Source organism: Pseudonocardia sp. 2-7, from assembly GCF_056341085.1.
This window is the reverse complement of record NZ_CP094507.1, coordinates 876,376-897,300: the sequence shown is the minus strand read 5'-3', so window position 1 is coordinate 897,300 and position 20,925 is coordinate 876,376. Positions and strand designations below refer to the sequence as shown.

General features: G+C 75.9%; 20 protein-coding genes. 14 read left to right on the top strand and 6 right to left on the bottom strand.

Features of this window, described 5'->3' with window-relative positions; genetic code table 11:
* Nucleotide 1 precedes the first annotated feature (1 nt).
* The gene (locus tag MTO91_RS04580; RefSeq protein WP_476653879.1) at nt 2–673 is read right to left on the bottom strand and encodes a response regulator transcription factor; all 672 of its coding nucleotides are present in this window, start codon (nt 671–673) and stop codon (nt 2–4) included.
* Nucleotides 670–2,184 (bottom strand): sensor histidine kinase, encoded by a 1,515-nt coding sequence (locus tag MTO91_RS04575; RefSeq protein ID WP_476653878.1) that lies wholly within the window; start codon nt 2,182–2,184, stop codon nt 670–672. Before MTO91_RS04575 ends, MTO91_RS04580 begins: the two co-directional genes overlap by 4 nt.
* A 180-nt stretch (nt 2,185–2,364) precedes the next feature.
* On the opposite strand from MTO91_RS04575, the gene MTO91_RS04570 reads away from it, so the two are divergent.
* The 3 genes from MTO91_RS04570 to MTO91_RS04560 all read left to right on the top strand — a co-directional run bounded on the left by MTO91_RS04570 (nt 2,365) and on the right by MTO91_RS04560 (nt 4,853).
* A complete protein-coding gene (locus MTO91_RS04570) occupies nt 2,365–2,796 on the top strand; it encodes a hypothetical protein (protein ID WP_476653877.1) in 432 nt (143 codons plus the stop codon).
* Between the two features lie 69 nt (nt 2,797–2,865).
* Nucleotides 2,866–4,359 (top strand): AlkA N-terminal domain-containing protein, encoded by a 1,494-nt coding sequence (locus tag MTO91_RS04565; RefSeq protein WP_476653876.1) that lies wholly within the window; start codon nt 2,866–2,868, stop codon nt 4,357–4,359.
* Nucleotides 4,356–4,853 (top strand): methylated-DNA--[protein]-cysteine S-methyltransferase, encoded by a 498-nt coding sequence (locus MTO91_RS04560; protein ID WP_476653875.1) that lies wholly within the window; start codon nt 4,356–4,358, stop codon nt 4,851–4,853. The genes MTO91_RS04565 and MTO91_RS04560 overlap by 4 nt, the downstream gene beginning before the upstream one ends.
* Before the next feature lie 71 nt (nt 4,854–4,924).
* On the opposite strand, the gene MTO91_RS04555 is transcribed toward MTO91_RS04560, so the two are convergent.
* Nucleotides 4,925–5,461, bottom strand: coding sequence for a hypothetical protein (locus tag MTO91_RS04555; RefSeq protein ID WP_476653874.1), 537 nt, complete (start codon nt 5,459–5,461; stop codon nt 4,925–4,927).
* Nucleotides 5,462–5,713: 252 nt separating this feature from the next.
* On the opposite strand from MTO91_RS04555, the gene MTO91_RS04550 reads away from it, so the two are divergent.
* The 3 genes from MTO91_RS04550 to MTO91_RS04540 all read left to right on the top strand — a co-directional run bounded on the left by MTO91_RS04550 (nt 5,714) and on the right by MTO91_RS04540 (nt 8,932).
* Nucleotides 5,714–7,309: a DNA recombination protein RmuC gene (locus tag MTO91_RS04550; RefSeq protein WP_251785776.1), complete on the top strand. Its 1,596-nt coding sequence runs from the start codon at nt 5,714–5,716 to the stop codon at nt 7,307–7,309.
* A gap of 76 nt (nt 7,310–7,385) precedes the next feature.
* The gene (locus MTO91_RS04545) at nt 7,386–8,189 is read left to right on the top strand and encodes a DUF6542 domain-containing protein (protein WP_476653873.1); all 804 of its coding nucleotides are present in this window, start codon (nt 7,386–7,388) and stop codon (nt 8,187–8,189) included.
* 194 nt (nt 8,190–8,383) lie between these two features.
* Nucleotides 8,384–8,932, top strand: coding sequence for a L,D-transpeptidase (locus MTO91_RS04540; RefSeq protein WP_208818835.1), 549 nt, complete (start codon nt 8,384–8,386; stop codon nt 8,930–8,932).
* 69 nt (nt 8,933–9,001) lie between these two features.
* On the opposite strand, the gene MTO91_RS04535 is transcribed toward MTO91_RS04540, so the two are convergent.
* Complete coding sequence (locus MTO91_RS04535; protein ID WP_208818834.1) at nt 9,002–9,979, bottom strand: 4-hydroxy-3-methylbut-2-enyl diphosphate reductase; 978 nt, start codon at nt 9,977–9,979, stop codon at nt 9,002–9,004.
* 112 nt (nt 9,980–10,091) lie between these two features.
* Between MTO91_RS04535 and MTO91_RS04530 the strand changes: the two genes are divergently transcribed.
* The 4 genes from MTO91_RS04530 (at nt 10,092) to MTO91_RS04515 (ending at nt 13,560) form a co-directional block, all read left to right on the top strand.
* Nucleotides 10,092–10,706, top strand: a complete 615-nt coding sequence (locus tag MTO91_RS04530) for a lipid droplet-associated protein (protein ID WP_476653872.1) — start codon at nt 10,092–10,094, stop codon at nt 10,704–10,706.
* The gene (gene xseA, locus MTO91_RS04525; RefSeq protein WP_476653871.1) at nt 10,703–11,938 is read left to right on the top strand and encodes an exodeoxyribonuclease VII large subunit; all 1,236 of its coding nucleotides are present in this window, start codon (nt 10,703–10,705) and stop codon (nt 11,936–11,938) included. The genes MTO91_RS04530 and xseA overlap by 4 nt, the downstream gene beginning before the upstream one ends.
* Complete coding sequence (locus tag MTO91_RS04520; RefSeq protein ID WP_251785782.1) at nt 11,938–12,162, top strand: exodeoxyribonuclease VII small subunit; 225 nt, start codon at nt 11,938–11,940, stop codon at nt 12,160–12,162. The genes xseA and MTO91_RS04520 overlap by 1 nt, the downstream gene beginning before the upstream one ends.
* A 228-nt stretch (nt 12,163–12,390) precedes the next feature.
* Nucleotides 12,391–13,560 (top strand): alpha/beta hydrolase family protein, encoded by a 1,170-nt coding sequence (locus tag MTO91_RS04515; protein WP_476653870.1) that lies wholly within the window; start codon nt 12,391–12,393, stop codon nt 13,558–13,560.
* A 75-nt stretch (nt 13,561–13,635) separates the two neighbouring features.
* Here MTO91_RS04515 and MTO91_RS04510 read toward each other — a convergent pair whose 3' ends face one another.
* Nucleotides 13,636–14,481, bottom strand: a complete 846-nt coding sequence (locus MTO91_RS04510) for a DUF4245 domain-containing protein (RefSeq protein ID WP_476653869.1) — start codon at nt 14,479–14,481, stop codon at nt 13,636–13,638.
* 217 nt (nt 14,482–14,698) lie between these two features.
* Here MTO91_RS04510 and glpX point away from each other — a divergent pair, with 217 nt between their 5' ends.
* The 4 genes from glpX to MTO91_RS04490 all read left to right on the top strand — a co-directional run bounded on the left by glpX (nt 14,699) and on the right by MTO91_RS04490 (nt 20,143).
* Entirely contained in the window at nt 14,699–15,685 is a 987-nt protein-coding gene (glpX, locus tag MTO91_RS04505; RefSeq protein WP_178374467.1) for a class II fructose-bisphosphatase, read from the top strand.
* Nucleotides 15,686–15,739: 54 nt separating this feature from the next.
* Nucleotides 15,740–17,140, top strand: a complete 1,401-nt coding sequence (locus MTO91_RS04500; RefSeq protein WP_476653868.1) for a class II fumarate hydratase — start codon at nt 15,740–15,742, stop codon at nt 17,138–17,140.
* 138 nt (nt 17,141–17,278) lie between these two features.
* Entirely contained in the window at nt 17,279–18,568 is a 1,290-nt protein-coding gene (locus MTO91_RS04495) for an EAL domain-containing protein (protein ID WP_476653867.1), read from the top strand.
* Between the two features lie 45 nt (nt 18,569–18,613).
* Nucleotides 18,614–20,143 (top strand): ATP-dependent DNA ligase, encoded by a 1,530-nt coding sequence (locus MTO91_RS04490; protein ID WP_476653866.1) that lies wholly within the window; start codon nt 18,614–18,616, stop codon nt 20,141–20,143.
* Here the strand turns inward: MTO91_RS04490 and MTO91_RS04485 are convergent.
* Nucleotides 20,074–20,850, bottom strand: coding sequence for a UTRA domain-containing protein (locus MTO91_RS04485; RefSeq protein WP_476653865.1), 777 nt, complete (start codon nt 20,848–20,850; stop codon nt 20,074–20,076). The genes MTO91_RS04490 and MTO91_RS04485 overlap by 70 nt on opposite strands.
* Nucleotides 20,851–20,925 lie beyond the last annotated feature (75 nt).

The following is a 20,925-nucleotide window of genomic DNA, read 5'->3' as shown; positions in this document are numbered from 1 at the left end:
CTCAGCCCGGTTCGAGCCGGTAGCCCGCGCCGCGCACGGTCGCGATCCACTGCGGCCCGAGCTTGCGGCGCAGGTAGCGGACGTAGACGTCCACGACGTTGGACGACGCCCCCGACTCGGCGGGCCCCCACACCAGCCGGAGCAGCTGGTCGCGGGACAGCACCTGGCCCGGGTGACGCAGGAACGTCTCGGCCAGCGCGCACTCGCGCGTCGACAGCTCGACGGTGCGGCCGTGCACGCTCACGTGCCGGGTACGGGGGTCGAGCTCGAGCCCGTGGAAGGTCAGCACGTCCGGGTCCGGGACGGGACGGGCGCGCTCCAGCCGCAGCCGGATCCGGGCCACCAGCTCCTCGAACCGGAACGGCTTGGCCATGTAGTCGTCGGCGCCGCCGGTCAGCCCGGCGACGGTGTCGTGCACGCTGTCGCGCGCGGTCAGGATGATCACCGGGACGGCGCTGCCCGCCGCCCGCAGCCGGCGCAGGACCTCGAAGCCGTCCATCCCCGGCAACCCGATGTCGAGCACCAGCAGGTCGAACCCACCGGTCACGGCGTGGTCGTGCACACCGGCCCCGTCGGCGACGACCGTGACCTCGAACCCGGCCCCGACCAGGCCCTTCTTCACGAACGACGCGATGCGCGGCTCGTCCTCGGCCACCAGGATCCGGCTGCTCACGTCTCGCTCCTCGGCAGGTCCAGCGTGAAGGTCGCCCCGTGCCCGGGTGTGCTCTCGAGCAGCACGCGGCCGCCGTGTGTCGTCGCGATGGCCTCGACGATGGACAGCCCGAGCCCGGCGCCGTCGGAGCGGGGCGCGTCGTCGCCGCGCGCGAAGCGCCGGAACACCCGGTGCCGGTCCTCCGGTGCGACGCCCGGTCCGGAGTCGGCCACCCAGATCCGCACCCGCCCGTCGACCGCCTCCGAGCCGAGCGCGATCCGGTCGCCGTCACCGGTGAACCGGGTCGCGTTGTCGGCCAGCGCGACGACGGCCTGGGTGATCCGCTGCGGGTCCAGCCGGCACCGCACCGCGGCCACCGACTCCAGCCGCCAGTCCCGGTCGGCGAGGCCGGTCAGCTTCTCGAACAGCTCCCGGGTCAGCACGCCGACGTCGACGGTCTCGGTCCGCAGCAGCGACGGCTGCTCGGCCCGGGTCAGCGCGAGCATCTCCGACACCAGCCGGTTCATGCGCTCCAGCTCGTCGTCGACCAGGGCGACGGTCTCGGCGACGTCGTCGGGGTCGCGCGGGTCGAGCACCCCGAGGTGCCCCCGGACGATGGTGATCGGGGTGCGCAGCTCGTGCCCGGCGTCGTCGACGAACCGCCGCTGGGACACCATCCCGCTCTGCACCCGGTCGAGCATCGCGTTCAGCGTGGTGGCCAGCTCGGCGATCTCGTCGCGGGCCCGTGCGCGCTGCGGCACCCGGCGCGACAGGTCCCGCCCGGTGATGGTGCGGGCCGTCGCGGCGACGTCGCGCAGCGGCCGCAGGATGCGCCCGGCCACCAGCCACGCCCCGACCGCGGACAGCAGCGCCGTCCCGAACCCGACCAGCCCCATCAGCCGCGCGGCCTCGTGGGCGAAGTCGTGCTCGCGCTCGGTGAAGTAGCCGATCACGATGACGCCGCGCTGCGGGTCGCCGGCGAGCCCGACCGGCAGTGCCGACCAGCGCACCTCGCCCGCCGAGCTGAGGTAGGAGCCGCGGGTGGGACGGCGGACGTCCGCGACCAGCGCGGCGAACGCCGGGTCCTCGCGCAGCAGCACCCGCGGACTGGTCCGCCGGGACTCCCAACGGAAGCGCCCGTCGAGGTAGCCGAGGAACTTCTCGTTCGGCCGCGCGACGTTGGCGGCGATCACCGACCGCAGGATCTCGTCGACCGAGGAGTACGGCTGGCCGGTCGTCGGGTTGACGCCGGTCTCGGTGACGCGGGCGAACTCGGCGATCTCGGAGTTCAGCGCGCCGTCGATCCGGCGGTCGGTCTCGTCGATCAGCAGCATCCAGGTCAGCAGCGTGACGACGCCCAGCGAGGCCAGCACGAGCAGCAGGACCCACCCGACGATGCGGGTGCGGGCCGCGGTCGCCCGCCCGGCGCGACGGGGCCCGGGGCCGGTCTCGACGGCCTCGGTCGCGATGATCGCCTCCAGTTCGTCCGTGCCGACGACCATGATCCCGTACCCACCCCGGGGCCAGGACACGACACCCACCGCGGAAGATCACCGTCGGTCGCCGACATTGCTCCTTCGGGCGTAAGGCATACTCCGTCGCACGACGCACAGGTGACGTAGAGCCATCGTCGACCCGCTCCCATCACCCGGACGGCCGCGCACCACCTCCGTCCGGGCCGAGCTTCGACGACCGAGACCGAGGGGGACGTCGTGCGCCTGCCCGGAATGCACGCCCTGCTGACCGCGGGGGTCGCGGTCCTGACCACCGCCGGGACCGTGTCCGCGGTGTCGCTGACCGCGGCCGGCCGGGAGGAGCCCGCACTGCCCCCGGCACCGCCGGTCGCACCCGCCCCGCCGGCACCCGCTCCCCCGCCGCTCGTCCCGGCCCCGGCACCGTCGGGCGCGAGCGCACCCGTCGTGCGCGACGACACCGGCGGCGTCACCCGGGAGCGGGAGACGGCGGCCCCCGAACGGGTCGAGCCCGCCCCCGTCGCGACCGCGGCCCCGGCCGACCCGCCGCGCGCCACCCCGGAGCGGACCCGTGAGCGCCCGTCGGGGGTCCCCGACCGGGACGCCTCGCGCGAGGAGGAGGTCCGCTTCGCCTGCGAGCAGGGATGGGTGTCGGGCGCGCTCTGCCCGTAGACCGGACCCCGGACACCGGTGACCGATTCCCGCCAGTGACGACGGCCGCCCAGTGGCATCGTCGGTGCCGTGCTGCTCGACCACGACTCCTGTTACCGCGCCGTCGCCGCCAAGGACGCGCGGTTCGACGGCCAGTTCGTCACGGCCGTGCGCACCACCGGCATCTACTGCCGCCCGTCCTGCCCGGTGCCGCCTCCGCGCTCGCGCAACGTCGAGTTCCTGCGGACCGCGGCCGCCGCGCAGACCGCGGGCTACCGCGCCTGCCGGCGGTGCCTGCCCGACGCCGTCCCCGGCTCGCCGGAGTGGAACCTGCGCGCGGACGCCGCCGGGCGGGCCATGCGCCTGATCGCCGACGGCGTCGTCGAGCGCGACGGGGTCCCCGGGCTCGCGTCGCGGCTGGGCTACTCGCCCCGTCAGCTCGGCCGGATCCTCACCTCCGAGGTGGGCGCCGGGCCGCTGGCCCTGGCCCGCGCGCAGCGCGCGCACACCGCCCGCATCCTGGTCGAGACCACCCCGCTCGGGCTGGCCGACGTCGCGTTCGCCGCCGGGTTCGGCAGCGTCCGCCAGTTCAACGACACCGTCCGCACCGTCTACGGCGTCCCGCCCTCGCAGCTGCGCGCCGAGGCCGCCCGCCGGTCGCGGACCCGTGAGCCCGGCCCGCCGGGGGCGCTGGTCCTGCGCCTGCCCTACCGGTCCCCGTTCGACCCGCACGGCCTGCTCGACCACCTCGCGGCCCGCGCCGTCGACGGCGTCGAGGCCGTCACCGGCGGCACGTACCGGCGCACGCTGCGGCTGCCGCACGGACCGGCCGTCGTCGCGCTGGACCTGACCGCGCGGGCCGGGGCCGTGGTGGCGACGCTGCGGGCGTCCGACCCGCGGGACGTCGGGCCCGCGGTGTCCCGGCTGCGCCGGCTGCTCGACCTCGACGCCGACCCGCTCGCCGTCGACGCCGTGCTGGGCGCCGACGACGCTCTCGCCCCGCTGGTCGCCGCGACGCCCGGGATCCGGCTGGCGGGCACCGTCGACCCGGCCGAGACGGCGGTGCGCACGGTGCTGGGCCAGCAGGTGTCGGTCGCCGCCGCCCGTACCTCCGCGGCCCGTCTCGCGGCCGTGCACGGGACGCCGCTGCCCGCCGAGCTGCGCGACGACGACGGGCCGCACCTGCTGTTCCCCGGGCCGGGGACCCTCGCCGACGCCGACATCGCGGGGCCGGCGCGGCGGGCGTCGTCGCTGCGGGGGCTGTGTGCCGCGCTCGCCGACGGCACCCTCGCCCTCGACCCCGGGCGCGACCCGGACGGGCTGCGCGCCGAGCTGTGCGCGCTGCCCGGGATCGGTCCGTGGAGCGCCGGCCACCTGGCCATGCGCGTCCTGGGCGACCCCGACGAGCTGCTCGCCTCCGACCTCGCGGTGCGCCGCGGGGCCGAGGCGCTCGGACTGCCCGGCGACGAGGCGGCGCTGACCGCGCGCGCCCACGCCTGGGCCCCCTGGCGGTCCTACGCCGCCACCCATCTCTGGCGGGCCGCGACGGCCGCCGCCACCACCACTCCTCGGAGGAGCGCATGAGCACAGCGACCTGGTCCACACGGGACACCCCGGCCGGGCCGTTCACCGCCGTCGTCGACGACGACGGACACGTCCTCGCCTCCGGCTGGACCGCCTCGGTCGACGAGCTGCTCGCCCTGGTGCACCGCTCGCTGGCCCCGGCGACCGTGGTCGAGGGCGACCTCGGCGCGGTCGGCGAGGCGGTCGACCGCTACCACGGCGGCGACCTTTCGGTGATCGACGACGTGCCCGTCCGCCAGCGGTCCGGCCCCTACCGGGAGCTGGCGTGGGACGTGCTGCGGACCGTCCCCGCGGGGGCACCGGTCACCTACACCGGCTACGCCGAGAAGACCGGCCGTCCCGCGGCGGTGCGGGCCGCGGCGGGCGCCTGCGCGTTCAACGCGGCGGCGCTGTTCGTCCCGTGCCACCGGGTGCTGCGCACCGACGGGGGCCTGGGCGGGTTCCGCTACGGCCTGGCCGTGAAGCGGTGGCTGCTGGAGCACGAGGCGGTCTGAGACCGCCGCGGCGGCCGCGGATCGCGCACCGCGGCCGCCGCGTGGCCGGTGGTCCGGGGCGGCGCCCCGGGTCAGCGCTCGGTGACCGGGCCGACCTGGATGCCGGCGTCGACGCCGATCGGCCCCCGGGCCAGGAAGCCGCCCGGGACGTCACCGCCGGGACCGTGCAGCGAGAACTGCAGCTCGTTCGCCCGGGCGGGCCCGGCGGAGTCGCGGACCTGCACGTCGAACCGCACGGGCTCGCCCGGCCCGAACTCGACGGCGCGGGTCTGGTCGCCGTAGGGCACCGCGACCCCGGAGGCGCGCGGCGAGCCGTTCAGGCTGAACACCAGGTCCGACGGCGATCCGGACAGCAGGCACGGCGACGTGCCGGGGGCCGCGCTGAGCACGACCGTGTAGTGACGGTGTCCGGCGCTGCCCGGGGCCGGGTGGACGGTCGCCTGCTGGTTCGCCGGGCGGCAGGCACTGGGCGCCGGGTCCCCCGCCGGCGTCGCGGGTGCGGCCGAGGCGACCCCGGCCGGGACGAGCACGGCCGCGGCGGCGACCGCCAGGGCGGCGGTGGTCGTGGCGGCCGTACGGCCGATGGTGCGGGCGAGTCGGGTGGTCATCACAGGTACCTCTCTCACCCTCGCGGTGCGCCCGGGCCCCCCGGCCCGGACCGTCGGCCCCCCGGAGGTCCGACACCGGGGAAGACGTGTGCATCGCGAACCGGTTCGCCCGGCGTGGCATCCGCCTCGCCGGGGCAACCCGGCCGGCCGCCGGCCGTCCCCCGTGCGTGCCCGTGCGGGACACCCGGCTCCGGACACGCCGCTGAGCTGCGGCGGCGCGGAACTGTCGGGGGTGCGGTGCACGCTGCGGGGGTGGACGTCCTCAGCCTGCTCCTCGGATCGCTGCTCGGTGCGGCGGTCGCCGCCGCCGTGGTCTGGTCGGTGGCCGCCGCCCGGTTCCGGGCCGAGGCGGCCGAGGCGGCCCGGGCCGCCGCGAACACCGCCGCCACCACCCGGGCCGACGCGGCGGGTCTGCGCGCCGAGCGCGCCGCGCTGCTCGAACGGGTCGAGGAGCTGCACGAGTCCCTCGACGATGCGACGGTCCGCGCCCGGCGGGCCGAGTCCGACGCCGCGGGAGCCACCGCCGCGCTGCGCGCCGAGCGGGAGGCCCGGGCCGGGGCCGAGGCCGCGACGGTGCGCCGCGAGGCCGAGCTGAAGGACTCCTTCGCCGCGCTGTCGCAGGACGCGCTGGCCCGCAACAACGAGGCGTTCGTGGCGCTGGCGGAGAGCAGGCTCAAGGAGGCGACCGCCGCGCTCGCGGCGAAGGCCGACGGCGACCAGGCCGCCCGCGCGAAGGCCGTCGAGCAGCTGCTCGACCCGGTCTCGGCGGCGCTGGGCCGGGTCGAGGGGCAGCTGCGGACGGTGGAGAAGGAGCGCGAGTCCGCCTACGCCGGGCTCCGCGAGCAGGTCAGGGCGATGGCGGCGAGCTCGGACAAGCTCGGCACCGAGACGAAGGCACTGGTCAACGCGCTGCGGGCACCGCAGGTGCGGGGCCGGTGGGGCGAGATGCAGCTGCAGCGGGTCGCGGAGATGGCCGGGATGCTCGAGCACTGCGACTTCTCCACCCAGGTGTCCGCCGCCGGGGAGGACGGCGGGGTCCGCCCGGACATGCTGGTCCGGCTCGCGGGCGGCAAGCAGGTCGTCGTCGACGCGAAGGTGCCGTTCGCGGCCTACCTGCAGGCGGTCGAGGCCTCGGACCCGGACGTGCACACCGAACGGCTCGCGGCGCACGCCCGGCAGCTGCGCACGCACGTGGACCAGCTCTCGGCCAAGGCCTACTGGGAGTCGTTCGAGCCGACACCGGAGTTCGTGGTGCTGTTCGTGCCGGGCGACCCGTTCCTCGAGGCGGCGCTGCGCTCGGACCCGGGGCTGCTGGAGTACGCCTTCGGCCGCAACGTCGTGCTCTCGACGCCGACCACCCTCGTCGCGCTGCTGCGCACCGTCGCCTACGGCTGGAAGCAGGAGGCCCTGGCCCGCAACGCCGCCCAGGTGCACCGGCTCGGGCGCGAGCTGCACGGGCGCCTCGCGACGATGGGCACGCACGTCGCGAAGCTCGGCCGCAGCCTGGACGCGGTGGTGGACAGCTACAACCGGACCGTCTCCTCACTGGAGGCGCGGGTCCTGGTGAGCGCCCGGAAGTTCACCGAGCTGCAGGTGTCCGACACCGAGCTGGGGACGCCCGCGACGGTCGACCGGACCCCGCGCGGCGTCTCCGCGCCCGAGCTGGTCGCCTCCGCCGGGGACTCGCTGGTGTCCCTCGAGGACCTCGGGCGGCCCGACCACCACCGGCCGGACGGCACCCGATCCGGCGGCGGCCGACCCGACGGCGCACATCCGGGCACGTTCGGCGACGGCGACACGGCACGCGACGAGGCGACCGGGACACCGTGGCGGGAGGGGTTAGGCTGACCGGGTGACCACGGCCCGATCGAGCTCGGCCCGCCGGCCCGGCCGGGGCCCAGCCCCCGCGCGCGGGGGCTGGCCGGTGCGTGAGCGGTCCCTGCTCCCCCCGGTCCTCGGTGTCCCGCCGCTCGCGGCCACCGGTCTGGCCGTCGGCACCACCGCCCTCGGCGTCCTGGTGGACCTGCTGCGGATCGGCACGGTCGGCCGGGTGTTCGAGGTCTGCTACCTGCTCGGCTGCGTGCTCGCGGTGTCCTGGGTCCGCCGGCGCGGGCTGTTCCTGCCGGCCGTGCAGCCGCCGCTGCTGCTCGCCGTCGTCGTACCGCTGGTCGCGGTGCTGATCGGCGCCCCGTCCGGCGGCGGCACGGCGCAGAGCCTGCTCATGGCGGGCGCCCCGCTGATCAACGCGTTCCCGGCGATGGCGGTGACCACGCTGGTCGTCCTGCTCGTCGCCGGTCTGCGCGTGCTGCGCCAGCGCCTCGGCCCGGACGACGCCGTCGGCCGGCTGCGGCAGCGCCTGGGCCGCGACCCGGGCGGGTACGACCCCGACGGCCCCGGTGGGCGGTCCCGGGCTCCGCGCGGCGCGGGCGGCGCGACCACGGGGACCGCGTCCCGGTCCCGCACGACGGGCACCGCCCGCGCCGGGTCGGCCACCGGGTCGGCACCGACCGGTTCCGCGCGCCGCGACACGGCCCGCACCGGGTCCACCGGCCGTACCGGGTCCACCGGCACCGGGGTCTCGCGCACCGGATCCGTCGCACGGTCGGTCGGGGCCGCGCGGCCCGGCTCCTCGCGCGCCGGGTCCTCACGCACCGACCCGTCCCGCTCCGAGCCCTCCCGCGGATCGACACGCGGCGCGACCGGCCGGACACGCCGCGACACCCGCTGACGGCCGTCCGGCGCAGCCACGGTCGTCCGGACGCATCCGCCCAGGTGGACGGCCGGAACGTACCCCGCAGACCGCCCGGGTGGCGACGGATCGGACAATGGGAGCAACCCACTGCACTCCCGAGCGTCTTCCCATCGGGGGGCACGGCGTGACCCCGCCGCTCCCCGACGCACGCCGGAACCACTGGAGAGCCATTGTCGACCACCCGCAGCCCCCGCAGGACGCGACCCGCGATCGTCGTCGCGCTGGTCGCCGTGGCCGTCGCGCTGATCGGCGTCGGCACCGCGATCGCCGGGACCCCGGCCGCGCAGGCCTTCCGTGACCAGCCGCTCGTCGCGGGCACCCCGTGCACCGTCACGGCCCGCGCCTGCGTCGACCTCGACACCCAGCGCTCCTGGCTGTTCACCGACGGGAAGATCACCCACGGGCCCGTCCCGGTCGCCATCGGCGGCCCGGGCAAGGAGACCCCGGTCGGCCACTCCCTGCGGGTCTACCGCAAGGAGCAGCTGCACAAGAGCGGCGAGTACACGATGACCAACGGCGAGCCCGCCCCGATGCCGTGGGCGGTGTTCTTCCAGGACGGCGGCATCGCCTTCCACGAGGGCCGCACCGACACCCCGTCGGCGGGCTGCGTCCGGCTCACCCCGGAGAACGCGAAGCTCTGGTTCGACACCCTGCAGATCGGCGACCAGGTGCAGGTCGTGTCGGCGAAGCAGGTCCAGGCGGACCGCGCCGCGGGCTGATCCCCGCCCCGTACACACGTGAGGCCCCGGACCGGTTCGGTCCGGGGCCTCCGTCGTGTGTGCCGCGGGTCAGTTCACCGGGGTCAGGCCCAGCGACCGGCCGCGCGGCGGGCGCAGCTCGCGGGGCAGCGAGAAGGTCAGCGTCTCCTCGGCGGTGTCGACCTCCTCGACCGAGCCGAAGCCGCGCTCGGCGAGGTACTCGACGACACCCTGCACCAGGATCTCCGGGACCGACGCACCGCTGGTGATCCCGACCGTCGTGACGCCGTCGAGCCAGGACTCGTCGATCTCGCGGGCGTAGTCGATCAGGTACGAGGCACCGGCCCCGGCGCCCAGCGCGACCTCGACCAGGCGCACCGAGTTCGACGAGTTCCGCGACCCGACGACCAGCACCAGGTCGCAGCGCGGCGCCATCGTCTTCACCGCGACCTGGCGGTTCTGCGTGGCGTAGCAGATGTCGTCCGACGGCGGGTTCTGCAGCTTCGGGAACCGCTCGCGCAGCGCACGGACGGTGTCCATCGTCTCGTCGACGCTCAGCGTGGTCTGCGACAGCCACACGACCCGCTCCGGGTCGCGGACGGTCACGGAGTCGACGTCGGCGGCGGACTCGACGAGCTGGATGTGCTCGGGCGCCTCACCGGAGGTCCCCTCGACCTCCTCGTGCCCGGCGTGCCCGACGAGCAGGATGTCGTAGTCCTCGCGGGCGAACCGCTTCGCCTCCTGGTGGACCTTGGTCACCAGCGGGCAGGTCGCGTCGATGGTCTGCAGGTTCCGGCCCGCGGCCTCGTCGCGGACCGCGGGCGAGACGCCGTGCGCGGAGAACACCACGTGCGCGCCCTCCGGAACCTCCGACGCCTCGTCGACGAAGATCGCACCGCGCTCGCGCAGCGTCTCCACCACGTGCTTGTTGTGCACGATCTCCTTGCGGACGTACACGGGGGCGCCGTACTGGTCGAGCGCCTGCTCCACCGCCTCGACGGCACGGTCGACGCCCGCGCAGTAGCCGCGGGGCTTGGCGAGCAGGACCTGCTTGGCAGAACCGGACATGCCCCCAGGGTACGGACCGGCCCGGGAGCGGGCAGCCGTACGTGACCGGCCCGACCGGCTCCCGGCGCGCCCGGCGCGACAGGCGGCCGCGGATGAGGGGACAATGGCGTGCATGTCTCCGCTGCCGTTCCCCGTGCGGATCGCCGCCGGCCTCGTCGTGACCGCCGTCGAGCAGGCCCGAGAGCTGCCGCGGCACGCCGTCGAGCTGCCGGTGACCGCGGTCAGCCAGGCGCTGCAGGTGTCCATGCGGCTCCAGCAGCGGATCACCGAGCTCGCCATCAAGGGCGACCGCGCGCTGGGCACCCTGCGTCCCGCCGACGACATCCCCAGCTGGGCGACCTTCGACGACGACCTGGCCGACGGCGCCGACCTCTCGCTGCCCGACCCGGAGCCGATCGCCCCGCCGCTGCCGCCCGCCGCTCCCCCGGCCGGGCGCAACGGCACCGTGTCGTCGCTGCGGCCCGCCCGCACCGGCATCCCGATCGACCGGTCGCCCGCGTCGCCGCGTCCGGCGTCGGCGTCGAACCGGGCCGAGGCGAGTGCGGCCGCGCCCGCCGCGCTGCCCGAGTACCCGACGATGACCGTGCCCCAGCTGCGCGGCAAGCTCCGCACGCTGAGCCTCGACGACCTCGCGGACCTCCTCGCCTGGGAGACCGCGCACGAGAACCGGCCGCCGTACGTCACGATGCTGACGAACCGGATCGCGACGGTGTCCGAGAACCGTTGAGCGCCACGACCTCCGAGGAGGACCCGTGGCCGGTCCGCACGGTCGCCCGCAAGATCGCCGAGTGGGTCGACCGGCTCGGCGCGGTGTGGGTCGAGGGCCAGCTCGCCCAGGTCAACGCCCGCTCCGGAACCGCCTTCCTGACCCTGCGTGACCCGGCCGCCGACATCTCCCTGCAGCTGACGGCGCCGTCGTCGCTGGTGCGCGACGCCGGCGGCGCCGTGACCGAGGGCAGCCGGGTGATCGTGCACGGCAAGCCGTCGTTCTACCTGGGGCGCGGCACGCTGTCGCTGCGCGTCGACCGGATCCGCGCGGTCGGGCTCGGCGAGCTGCTGGCCCGGATCGAGCGGTTGCGCAGGCTGCTCGCCGCCGAGGGGCTGTTCGACCCGGCCCTCAAGCGGCGCCCGCCGCTGCTCCCGCACACCATCGGCCTGGTCACCGGGCGCGACTCGGCGGCCGAGCACGACGTCGTCCGCAACGCGACCTCGCGCTGGCCCGCGGTGCGGTTCCGGATCGAGAACGTCGCGGTGCAGGGCGGGCTCGCCGTCGAGCAGGTCGTCGGCGCGCTGCGGGCCCTCGACCGGGACCCGGACGTCGAGGTCATCGTGCTCGCCCGCGGCGGCGGCAGCGTCGAGGACCTGCTGCCCTTCTCCGACGAGACGCTGTGCCGCGCCGTCGCCGCCTGCCGGACCCCGGTCGTGTCGGCCATCGGGCACGAGCCGGACACCCCGCTGGTCGACCACGTCGCCGACGTGCGCTGTTCCACCCCCACCGAGGCCGGACGCAGCCTGGTGCCCGACCTCGGCGAGGAGACCGCGCGGATCGCCGGGCTGCGCGACCGGGCCCGCCGCGCGCTGCACGGCTGGGTCGACCGGGAGCAGCACCGCCTCGACGACCTGCGGCGACGGCCGGTGCTGGCCGACCCGCTGCGCATGGTCACCTCCCGGGAGGGCGAGATCGCCGACGCCCGCGCCGCCGCCCACCGCGCGGTGCTGCGGCGGCTGGACCGGTCGTCGTCGGAGCTGGAGCACCTGGGTGCCCGGCTCGCCGCGCTCGGCCCGACCGCGACCCTGGCCCGCGGCTACGCGATCGTGCAGCTCGCCGACCGCACCGACGACGACGTGCCCCCGCTGCTGCGGTCGGTCGCCGACGCGCCCGCCGGCACCGGCCTGCGGATCCGGGTCGCCGACGGCGCCGTCGCCGCCACCGTGACCACCACCGACCCGGAGACCTGATGAGCGACCGACCGGCAGTGGAGACCCTGGGCTACGAGAAGGCCCGCGACGAGCTCGTGGAGGTCGTGCGCGCGCTGGAGGTCGGCGGCCTCGGCCTGGACGAGTCCGTCGCACTGTGGGAGCGCGGCGAGGCCCTGGCCAAGCGCTGCGACGCCCAGCTCGCCGGCGCCCGCACCCGCATCGAGGAGAAGCTGGCCGAGGCGGAACGCGACCCCGACGCCTGACGCCGTCCCGCCGGCACACGGTCGGGATGCCGGCGCCGGCAGGCCACCTGCGGCGACGACCACGGCCCCGTCCGTCGAGCCGGGCGACGATCCGGGACCCGGCACGCCGGGCCACGTCGTGTGCCCGGCGGCCACGCGCCCGCACCCACCCCTGGACATCGTCCCCGGTCCTGCCTACCGTTCCAACGGAACGATACCGTTTCGTTCCATTGGCCACCGGAGGTGGCGATGAAGTTCCTCTTCGACGACGAGTCCTTCTCCTTCGAGGCGCTGCGCGCGGCCGGCTACGCGGCCTACGCCGGCGCCGACCTCGGCGAGGTCCTGGTGACCTGCCGGGACATCCCGGAGGGCGACCATGACGCCTGGTCGACGCGATGGGCCGCGACCGCGGCGCAGGTCGAGCTCATCGGTCGCGACGCGCAGGCGGCCGGTCACCCGGTGAGCGCCCGGGAGGCCCTGCTGCGTGCGTCGAACTACTACCGGACCACTGACTTCTACCGGCGCGAGAACCCCGCGCAGGACACGGAGTCCGCCCGGCTCGCCACCGCGTCGCAGCAGACGTTCGCGGACGCGGTCACCCTCTTCGACACCCCGGTCCGGGCCGTCGAGATCCCCTACGAGGACGTGTCGCTGCCGGGCTACCTGTTCCTGGTCGACGACTCCGGGGTCCGCCGGTCCACCGTGCTCTTCCACGGCGGCTACGACTCCACCCTCGAGGAGGACTACTTCGCGCTCGCGGCCGGCGCACTGCGGCGCGGCTACGACGTCCTGGCCTTCGACGGCCCGGGCCAGGGCCGCAGCCTCCGGGACCGGGGCCTGCACTTCCGCCCGGACTGGGAGGCCGTCGTCACACCGGCCGTCGACCTCGCCCTCGCCCAGCCCGAGGTCGACCCGGAGCGCCTCACCCTGATCGGCATGAGCCTGGGCGGGTACCTGGCCGCCAGGGCCGCCGCCTTCGAGCCACGGCCGGCCGCCGCGGTGCTGTACGACGGCGTCCACGACTTCCGGCCGGTCGTCGCCGCGATCGGTGACCGCGCCGCGGCGACCCCCGGCGGGCTGGACGCCCTGATGGCCCGGGACACGGGTGCGCGCTGGGCCGTGCTCAACGGGCTGTGGACCTTCGGCGTACGCGACTTCGACGAGCTCCTCGACGCGGCCGGGCCCTACACGATGAACGGGGTGACGGGGCTCATCAGGTGCCCGACGCTGGTGCTGGAGGCGGAGAACGACCAGTTCTTCCGGGGACAGCCGCAACGCGTGTACGACGAGCTCACCTCGGTCAAGGAGCTGATCGTGTTCCGCGAGGACGAGGGAGGCGGGGAGCACTGCCACGAGGGGGCGCTCTTGCTGTTCCACCAGCGCACGTTCGACTGGCTCGACACCGTTCTCGGCCGCTGAGGCAGGTCGCGACCGTCCGGAGCCGGGTTCGCCCCGCGCGTCCCGCCGGTGCCGCGTCAGCGTCACCGAGACGGATCAGGATCCTGCGGGCGCGACCGGAGGTGCCGCCACGAGGGCGTCGGCGAGGGTGCGGAACTGCGCGTCCGACGCGGAGCCCGTCACCAGGACGCGGACCTCCGGCCGTCCGGGCAGCGTCGCGATCCGGAAGGGCTCGCCGCCCTCGGCGCCGTAGACCTCCCAGGTCAGGCCGCCCGCCTGCACGGTGCCGCGCATCGTCGGCGGGCCGTCGCCGCGTCCCGCGGAACCGGACTCGGTGGCGAGGACACCCTCGACCGAGCCGTCGGTCTGGACCAGGCTCAGGAAGTCCGCGTCGGGGGTGACGAAGCCGATGCGCACGGCGGTGCCGCCGCCCTCCACCGGGCCGCGGTCGGTGGAGTTGACCCGGAACGGGACGTCCGGCAGCCGCAGCGGGAAGGCCGAGCCACGGGCGTACTCGGCGATCCGGGCCGGGGCGTCGACGGTGGGGGCCGACGCGGCGTCCTCGGCCGGGGCGCCGGGCGAGAACGAGCAGGACCCGCCGACCGAGAAGATCAGCAGGGCGACCGGGACGAGGATCAGGCAGGCCCAGATCAGGTCGCGCACCGACGTGTCGCCACGGGCGGGCTTGTGCATCGCCTGCGGACCCGCCTCGGGGATCCGGCGGGTCACCGGCGGCGGCTGCGGCCTCCCGGACCGGGCCGCACCCGCGGGCGCGGCGGCCGGGTCCGCAGCCGGAACCGGGTCCGGGCCGGTGCCACCGGCCGTGGCCCGTTCGGCGGCCCCGGCGGTACCGGAGGTGTCGGCCGGGTCCGGGACAGCCGGGGGCCCGGCGGGCTCCGAGGAGTCCGGCGACGGCGTTCCCGGGTCAGGTCGTGCGCTCACGTGTCCATCGTCCCAGGCATGGCGTCGGTCGCTCATCGCTGCTCCCCCGACGTCGGGCGTGCGAGGATCGCCGGGCGCCTCCCCGTACGCCCGTGGGAACCCGGACGAGGGGACGTCGCCGACGAGCACGCCGCCCGTGAATGGAGACGTATCCGTGAGCCAGCCCGCCAGTCCCGCCACCCCCCGCCGTCGTGAGGCGCCCGACCGCAACCTGGCGATGGAGCTGGTCCGGGTCACCGAGGCCGCCGCGATGGCCGCGGGCCGCTGGGTCGGCAAGGGCGACAAGAACGGCGGGGACGGTGCCGCCGTCGACGCCATGCGCCAGCTCATCTCCTCGGTGTCGATGCGCGGCGTCGTCGTCATCGGCGAGGGCGAGAAGGACGAGGCCCCGATGCTGTTCAACGGCGAGGAGGTCGGGAACGGCGAGGGCCCGTTCTGCGACGTCGCCGTCGACCCCATCGACGGCACCACGCTGATGGCCAAGGGCATGCCCAACGCCCTCGCGGTGCTCGCCGTCGCCGAGCGGGACGCCATGTTCGACCCGTCCGCCGTCTTCTACATGGAGAAGATCGCGGTCGGGCCGGAGGCCGCGGACGCCATCGACATCACCGCACCGGTCGCGGAGAACATCCGCCGGGTCGCGCGGGCCAAGGAGATCGACGTCGCCGACGTCACCGTCTGCGTGCTCGACCGCCCCCGCCACGAGCAGATCGTCACCGAGATCCGCGCGGCCGGTGCCCGCATCGCCTTCATCTCCGACGGCGACGTCGCCGGTGCCATCGCCGCAGCGCGTCCCACCTCGGGCGTGGACATGCTCTACGGCGTCGGCGGCACCCCGGAGGGGATCATCACCGCGGCCGCGCTGAAGTGCATGGGCGGCGAGATCCAGGGCCGGCTGTGGCCCAAGGACGACGCCGAGCGCGAGAAGGCCCTCGCCGCGGGCCACGACCTCGACAAGGTCCTGACCACCGCCGAGCTCGTGCGCGGCGAGAACGTCTTCTTCTGCGCCACCGGCATCACCGACGGCCCCCTGCTGCGCGGCGTCCACTACCGGGGTGGCGGGGCGACCACCCAGTCGATCGTGATGCGGTCCAAGTCCGGCACCGTCCGGCTGATCGACGGCTACCACCGTCTCACCAAGCTGCGCGAGTTCTCCTCCGTCGACTTCGACGGCGTCGAGGGCGAGGCCCCGCCGCTGCCGTGAGGTTAGGCTCACTTAACACTGCGGGACGGGTCGCGGAGGAGTAGACCTCAGCCCATGAGCGAGGACTTCCGCATCGAGCACGACACCATGGGCGAGGTCCGGGTCCCCGCCGACGCGCTGTGGCGGGCCCAGACCCAGCGCGCGGTGGAGAACTTCCCGATCTCCGGCCGCGGCCTGGAGCGCGCCCAGATCCGCGCGCTCGGCCTGGTCAAGGCGGCCGCGGCCCGGGTGAACGGCGAGCTGGGCGTACTGGACGACGACCGGGCCCGCGCGATCGCCGCGGCCGCCGACGAGGTGGCTGCGGGCGGGCACGACGACCACTTCCCGGTCGACGTCTTCCAGACGGGCTCGGGCACGTCGTCGAACATGAACGCCAACGAGGTGATCGCCTCGCTGGCCGCCCGCGCCGGCACCGACGTGCACCCGAACGACCACGTCAACGCCTCGCAGTCGTCGAACGACGTCTTCCCGACGACCATCCACCTCGCCGCCACCGAGGCGCTGGCGACCGAGGTGGTCCCGGCGCTGCAGCACCTCGAGGCCGCGCTGCGCCGCCGTGCGGCGGACTGGTCGGAGGTCGTGAAGGCCGGCCGCACCCATCTCATGGACGCCGTCCCGATCACCCTCGGCCAGGAGGCCGGGGGCTGGGCCAGCCAGGCCGGCTACGGCGCCGCCCGCGTCCGCGACGCGCTCCCCCGCCTCGCCGTCCTGCCGATCGGCGGGACCGCGGTCGGCACCGGGCTGAACGCCCCGGACGGGTTCGGCGCCGCCGTGGTCGCGAAGCTGCGCGAGGCGACCGGCCTGGAGCAGCTCACCGAGGCCACCGACCACATCGAGGCCCAGGGCTCCCGCGACGGCCTGGTCGAGGCCTCCGGCGCGCTGCGGACCGTGGCCGTGTCGCTCTACAAGATCGCCAACGATCTGCGCTGGCTGTCGTCCGGGCCGCGCACCGGGCTGGCCGAGATCCACCTGCCGGACCTGCAGCCGGGCAGCTCGATCATGCCGGGCAAGGTCAACCCGGTGATCTGCGAGGCCACGATGATGGTCTGCGCGCAGGTCATGGGCAACGACGCGACGGTCGGCTTCTCCGGCAGCCAGGGCAACCTGGAGCTGAACGTGATGATGCCGGTGATGGCGCGCAACGTTCTGGAGTCCGCCCGGCTGATCGCGAACGCCGCCCGGCTGCTCGCCGACAAGGTCGTCGACGGCATGGAGGCCGACCTCGAGCGCACCCGCGAGTACGCCGAGTCGTCCCCGTCGATCGTCACCCCGCTGAACTCGAGGATCGGCTACGAGGAGGCGGCGGCCGTCGCGAAGCAGGCACTGAAGGAGCGGAGGACGATCCGCGAGGTCGTGATCGAGCGCGGGCACGTGGCGAACGGGACGCTCACCGAGGACGAGCTGGACCGTGCCCTGGACGTGCTGGCGATGACCCGCGGCGAGAAGCGCTCCTGATCCCGGCTGCGCCCGGTCACCGGCCGGGCGCACCGGGTCAGTCCATCCGCTGTTCACCTCCGCGTCCCCGTTCGGTCCACATCGACGTGACACCGTGTGTGCGTCAGTCGATCACCGTCACCCGAACGGATCCCTCCGATGCCCGACCAGCGCTTCGCGTACGTCCCTGTGCACGATCTGCGCTCCGGTCGCTGCACCGGGGTCGAGGTCGTGCCGCGACTGCACCACGACGCGGTGGCCGTCGCGGCCCGCGACCGCGGCTGGGACGCCCGCCGGATCGCCGAGCTCGACGCGGGCACCGCGGTCTCCGCGGTCGCGTCCGCCCGGTCCTGGGGTGCCGCCGTCCCGGTGCAGGTCGACGTCGCCGCGGACACCGTCCTCCACGCCCGCGGCCGGCTGCGCGCCATGCTCGGCGGCACCTCCGACCCGGTCGCTCCCCTGCTGGAGGTCGGCCCGCCGATCGCCGCGGCCGCACCGGCGGAGCACCTCGTCCTGGCACTGGCCGAGCTGCGGCGCTGGGGGTTCCGGATCGGTCTCGACGGGGCCGGGCGCGCGTTCGGTCCGGAGCTCGTGGCCGCCGTCCGGCCGGACGTGGTGAAGCTCGAGCCGGACCTCTGCGACGGGGTGCTCGACACGGGGACCGGCGCCGCCGTCCGCGCCGTGGTCGAGGTGTCCCGCGCGGTCGGGGCGCCGGTCGCCGCGACCGGGGTCCGCGACGCGGCCCGGCTGACGGGGCTGTTCGCGACTGGGATCGCGTTCGCCCAGGGCCCGTTGCTGGGTGGGACGCGCGCCGCGCCCGAGGCCGACCCGGCGACCCGCGCGGAGCTGCTCGGCCTGCTGAGCGCGATGCCACAGCCCGCCGCCGGCCGGGCCGCCGCCGTCCGTCCCGTCCCGGGGCGTCCCGGGCCCGGCCACCCGGCGCCGGAGCGCGGCGGGACGCCGGAGCCGGCCGCCACCCCGGTGCCCGTCCCGGCCGGTCCCCCGGTGCGCGGGCTCGCCGTGCCGGCCGTGACCCTGCCCGACGACGCCGTCGGCGACACCGCACGCGAGGCGTTGCGCGCCCGTCCCGACTCGGCCGGGATCGTCCTGGTCGACCGGGCGCACCGGCCGGTCGGCTACCTCGACCGCAGCCGCGTCCTGCTCCAGCTGGCCGGCCGGTTCGGGTACGCGCTGTGGGCCGAGAAGCCGGCGGCCGAGCTGGCGGACCCGCCGCGGACCGTCGACGAGCGGACCCCGCTGCACCGCGCGATGGAGATCGGCCTGTCCGGCGACCCGGCCCGCGGCTACGACGACCTGGTCGTCGTCGCCCCGGACGGCACCTGCCGCGGGGTCGTCCCGGTCGCCGAGCTGTGGCGCCGCGCGATCCTGCCGCCCGCCGCGTCCGGCCCGCGCCCCGTCCCGGTACCGCAGGCGGCGCGCACCGCCTGATCCGACGACGCGCGGACTGTCGGGGGTCGCTGCTTCACTGACCCGGTGCTGTTCACCGACGTCGTCACCACCTCGGCCGCGGTCGGGGCGACCCGCGCGCGCAAGGAGAAGACCGCCGCGCTCGCCGGGCTGCTGCGCACCGCCGCGCCGGCCGAGGTCGTGCCGGTCGTCGCCTGGCTGTCCGGGGTGCCCCGGCAGGGCCGGATCGGGACCGGCTGGCGGACGCTGTCGGGCGTCGACGTGCCGGCCGCGGCGGAGCCGTCGCTGACGGTGGGGCAGGTCGACGCACTGCTCGACGAGCTGGCCGGCACCGCGGGGACCGGCTCGGCGGCCCGGCGCCGCGAGCTGCTCACCGAGCTGTACGGCGCCGCGACCACCGAGGAGCAGCGCTTCCTGCACCGTCTGCTCACCGGCGAGCTGCGCCAGGGCGCCCTGGAGGGGCTGATGGTGGACGCCGTCGCCGCCGCCTCCGAGGTGGCCGCGCCCGCGGTGCGCCGCGCGTTCATGCTGTCCGGCCGGCTGCCGGAGACCGCGGCCACCGCGCTGACCGGCGGACAGGACGCCCTCGCCGCGGTCGGGCTGGAGGTGGGCAGGCCGGTCCGGCCGATGCTCGCCTCCCCCGGCGACTCGCTCGACGCCGCGCTGGCCGGGCTCGGCACCGACGTCACCGTCGAGCACAAGCTCGACGGCGCCCGCATCCAGGTGCACCGCCGCGGCGACCGGGTGCGGGTGTGGACGCGCACGCTGCGCGAGATCACCGCTCGCGTGCCCGAGCTGGTGGAGCTGGTGCGGGGGATGCCGTGCGACACCGCGGTGCTCGACGGCGAGACCCTCGCCCTCGACGACGAAGGCCGCCCCCGCCCGTTCCAGGACACGATGAGCCGGTTCGGCACCGAGGAGCGGGTACCGGACGTCCTGTTGTCGCCGTTCTTCTTCGACCTGCTCCACCTCGACGGCCGTGACCTGGTCGACGAGCCCGCCGAGGTCCGGCTCGACGCGCTCGCCGGGCTGCTCGCCGCGGACACCCACGCCGCGCTGCGGATGCCGGGGGTGCGGCGGCCGTCGCCGGAGCAGGCGGCCGCGGTCCTGTCCGAGGCGCTGTCGGCGGGGCACGAGGGCGTCGTCGTGAAGGACCTGGCCGCGCCGTACGCGGCCGGGCGGCGCGGCAGGGCCTGGCAGAAGGTGAAGCCGGTGCACACCCTGGACCTGGTGGTGCTGGGCGCCGAGTGGGGCTACGGGCGGCGGACCGGGTCGCTGTCGAACATCCACCTCGGCGCCCGCGACCCGGACGGCGGGGAGCCGGTGATGGTCGGCAAGACGTTCAAGGGGATGACCGACGAGCTGCTGGCCTGGCAGACCGCGACCTTCCCGGAGTACGAGACGGCGCGCGAGCCGGGCGTGGTGCATCTGCGACCCGAGCTCGTCGTCGAGATCGCGCTCGACGGCGCGCAACGCAGCACCCGCTACCCGGGCGGGGTCGCGCTGCGCTTCGCCCGGGTGCTGCGCTACCGCCCGGACAAGACCCCGGCCGAGGCCGACTCGCTCGACGCGGTGCGGGCGCTGCTGTCGGGCTGAGCGGCCGCGGCGCCGTCGCGGGCCGCGGGCACCGACCCGGCCGGGTCGGCACGCAGCACGCTGACCGCGAGGACGCGGCCGTCGTCACCGGTCAGGGTCCGTTCGGCGCCCAGCAGCGGCGTGCCGGCGGCGACACCGAGCAGCGCCGCGGAGTCCGGGTCGGCCGGCACCGGCCCGGAGCGGGTGCCCGCCGACGCCGGGTGCAGCCCGGCCTCGGACAGCTGCCGGTCGAAGGGGCCGGTCCCGGGCACCGCGAGCAGCAGCGCCGCGGCCTCGGTGGCCAGGTAGTGGGTCTCCAGCACCGCGCCGCCACCGGCCGTGGCCGAGACGCACTCGGTGCGCAGGCACGGTGCCCCGACCGGCACGCCGAGCCAGTCGGCGAGCACGTCGGGCGCGGCGATCCCGGTGCGTTCCAGCCAGCGCGGGAGCCGGGTACCCGTACCGGTGACCGCGGCCCGTCCGGGGTAGTGCGGGCGGGCGACGATCCGGTGCGCGGTCGGCCCGGGTCGCAGCAGCCCCTCCTCGCGGAGCAGCCCCAGCGCGGCACGGACGGCGCTGCGCGGTACACCGTGGCCGACCATCAGCTCGTCCTCGCCGGGGAGCAGGTCCCCGGGGCGCCCGCGCCCGGCCACGGCGATGCGCAGCAGGTCCCGGAGCCGGCGTACGTCGGCAGCACGCACACGGGGGTTCGGCGACGGCACCGGCATGTACCCGACGGTAGGCATCCGTGGTTGCCCGACGGTTGTCGACACGTGACGGGCACGTGACGAGGCGGCCGGGGG

What these genes read in the sequence shown, in the direction of transcription:
- MTO91_RS04560 (WP_476653875.1), top strand. Translation starts at nt 4,356, where the DNA reads ATGAGCACAGCGACCTGGTCCACACGGGACACCCCGGCCGGGCCGTTC.
- MTO91_RS04555 (WP_476653874.1), bottom strand. Translation starts at nt 5,461, where the DNA reads ATGACCACCCGACTCGCCCGCACCATCGGCCGTACGGCCGCCACGACC.
- MTO91_RS04535 (WP_208818834.1), bottom strand. Translation starts at nt 9,979, where the DNA reads ATGTCCGGTTCTGCCAAGCAGGTCCTGCTCGCCAAGCCCCGCGGCTAC.
- MTO91_RS04530 (WP_476653872.1), top strand. Translation starts at nt 10,092, where the DNA reads ATGTCTCCGCTGCCGTTCCCCGTGCGGATCGCCGCCGGCCTCGTCGTG.
- MTO91_RS04520 (WP_251785782.1), top strand. Translation starts at nt 11,938, where the DNA reads ATGAGCGACCGACCGGCAGTGGAGACCCTGGGCTACGAGAAGGCCCGC.
- MTO91_RS04515 (WP_476653870.1), top strand. Translation starts at nt 12,391, where the DNA reads ATGAAGTTCCTCTTCGACGACGAGTCCTTCTCCTTCGAGGCGCTGCGC.
- glpX (WP_178374467.1), top strand. Translation starts at nt 14,699, where the DNA reads ATGGAGCTGGTCCGGGTCACCGAGGCCGCCGCGATGGCCGCGGGCCGC.
- MTO91_RS04500 (WP_476653868.1), top strand. Translation starts at nt 15,740, where the DNA reads ATGAGCGAGGACTTCCGCATCGAGCACGACACCATGGGCGAGGTCCGG.
- MTO91_RS04495 (WP_476653867.1), top strand. Translation starts at nt 17,279, where the DNA reads ATGCCCGACCAGCGCTTCGCGTACGTCCCTGTGCACGATCTGCGCTCC.
- MTO91_RS04485 (WP_476653865.1), bottom strand. Translation starts at nt 20,850, where the DNA reads ATGCCGGTGCCGTCGCCGAACCCCCGTGTGCGTGCTGCCGACGTACGC.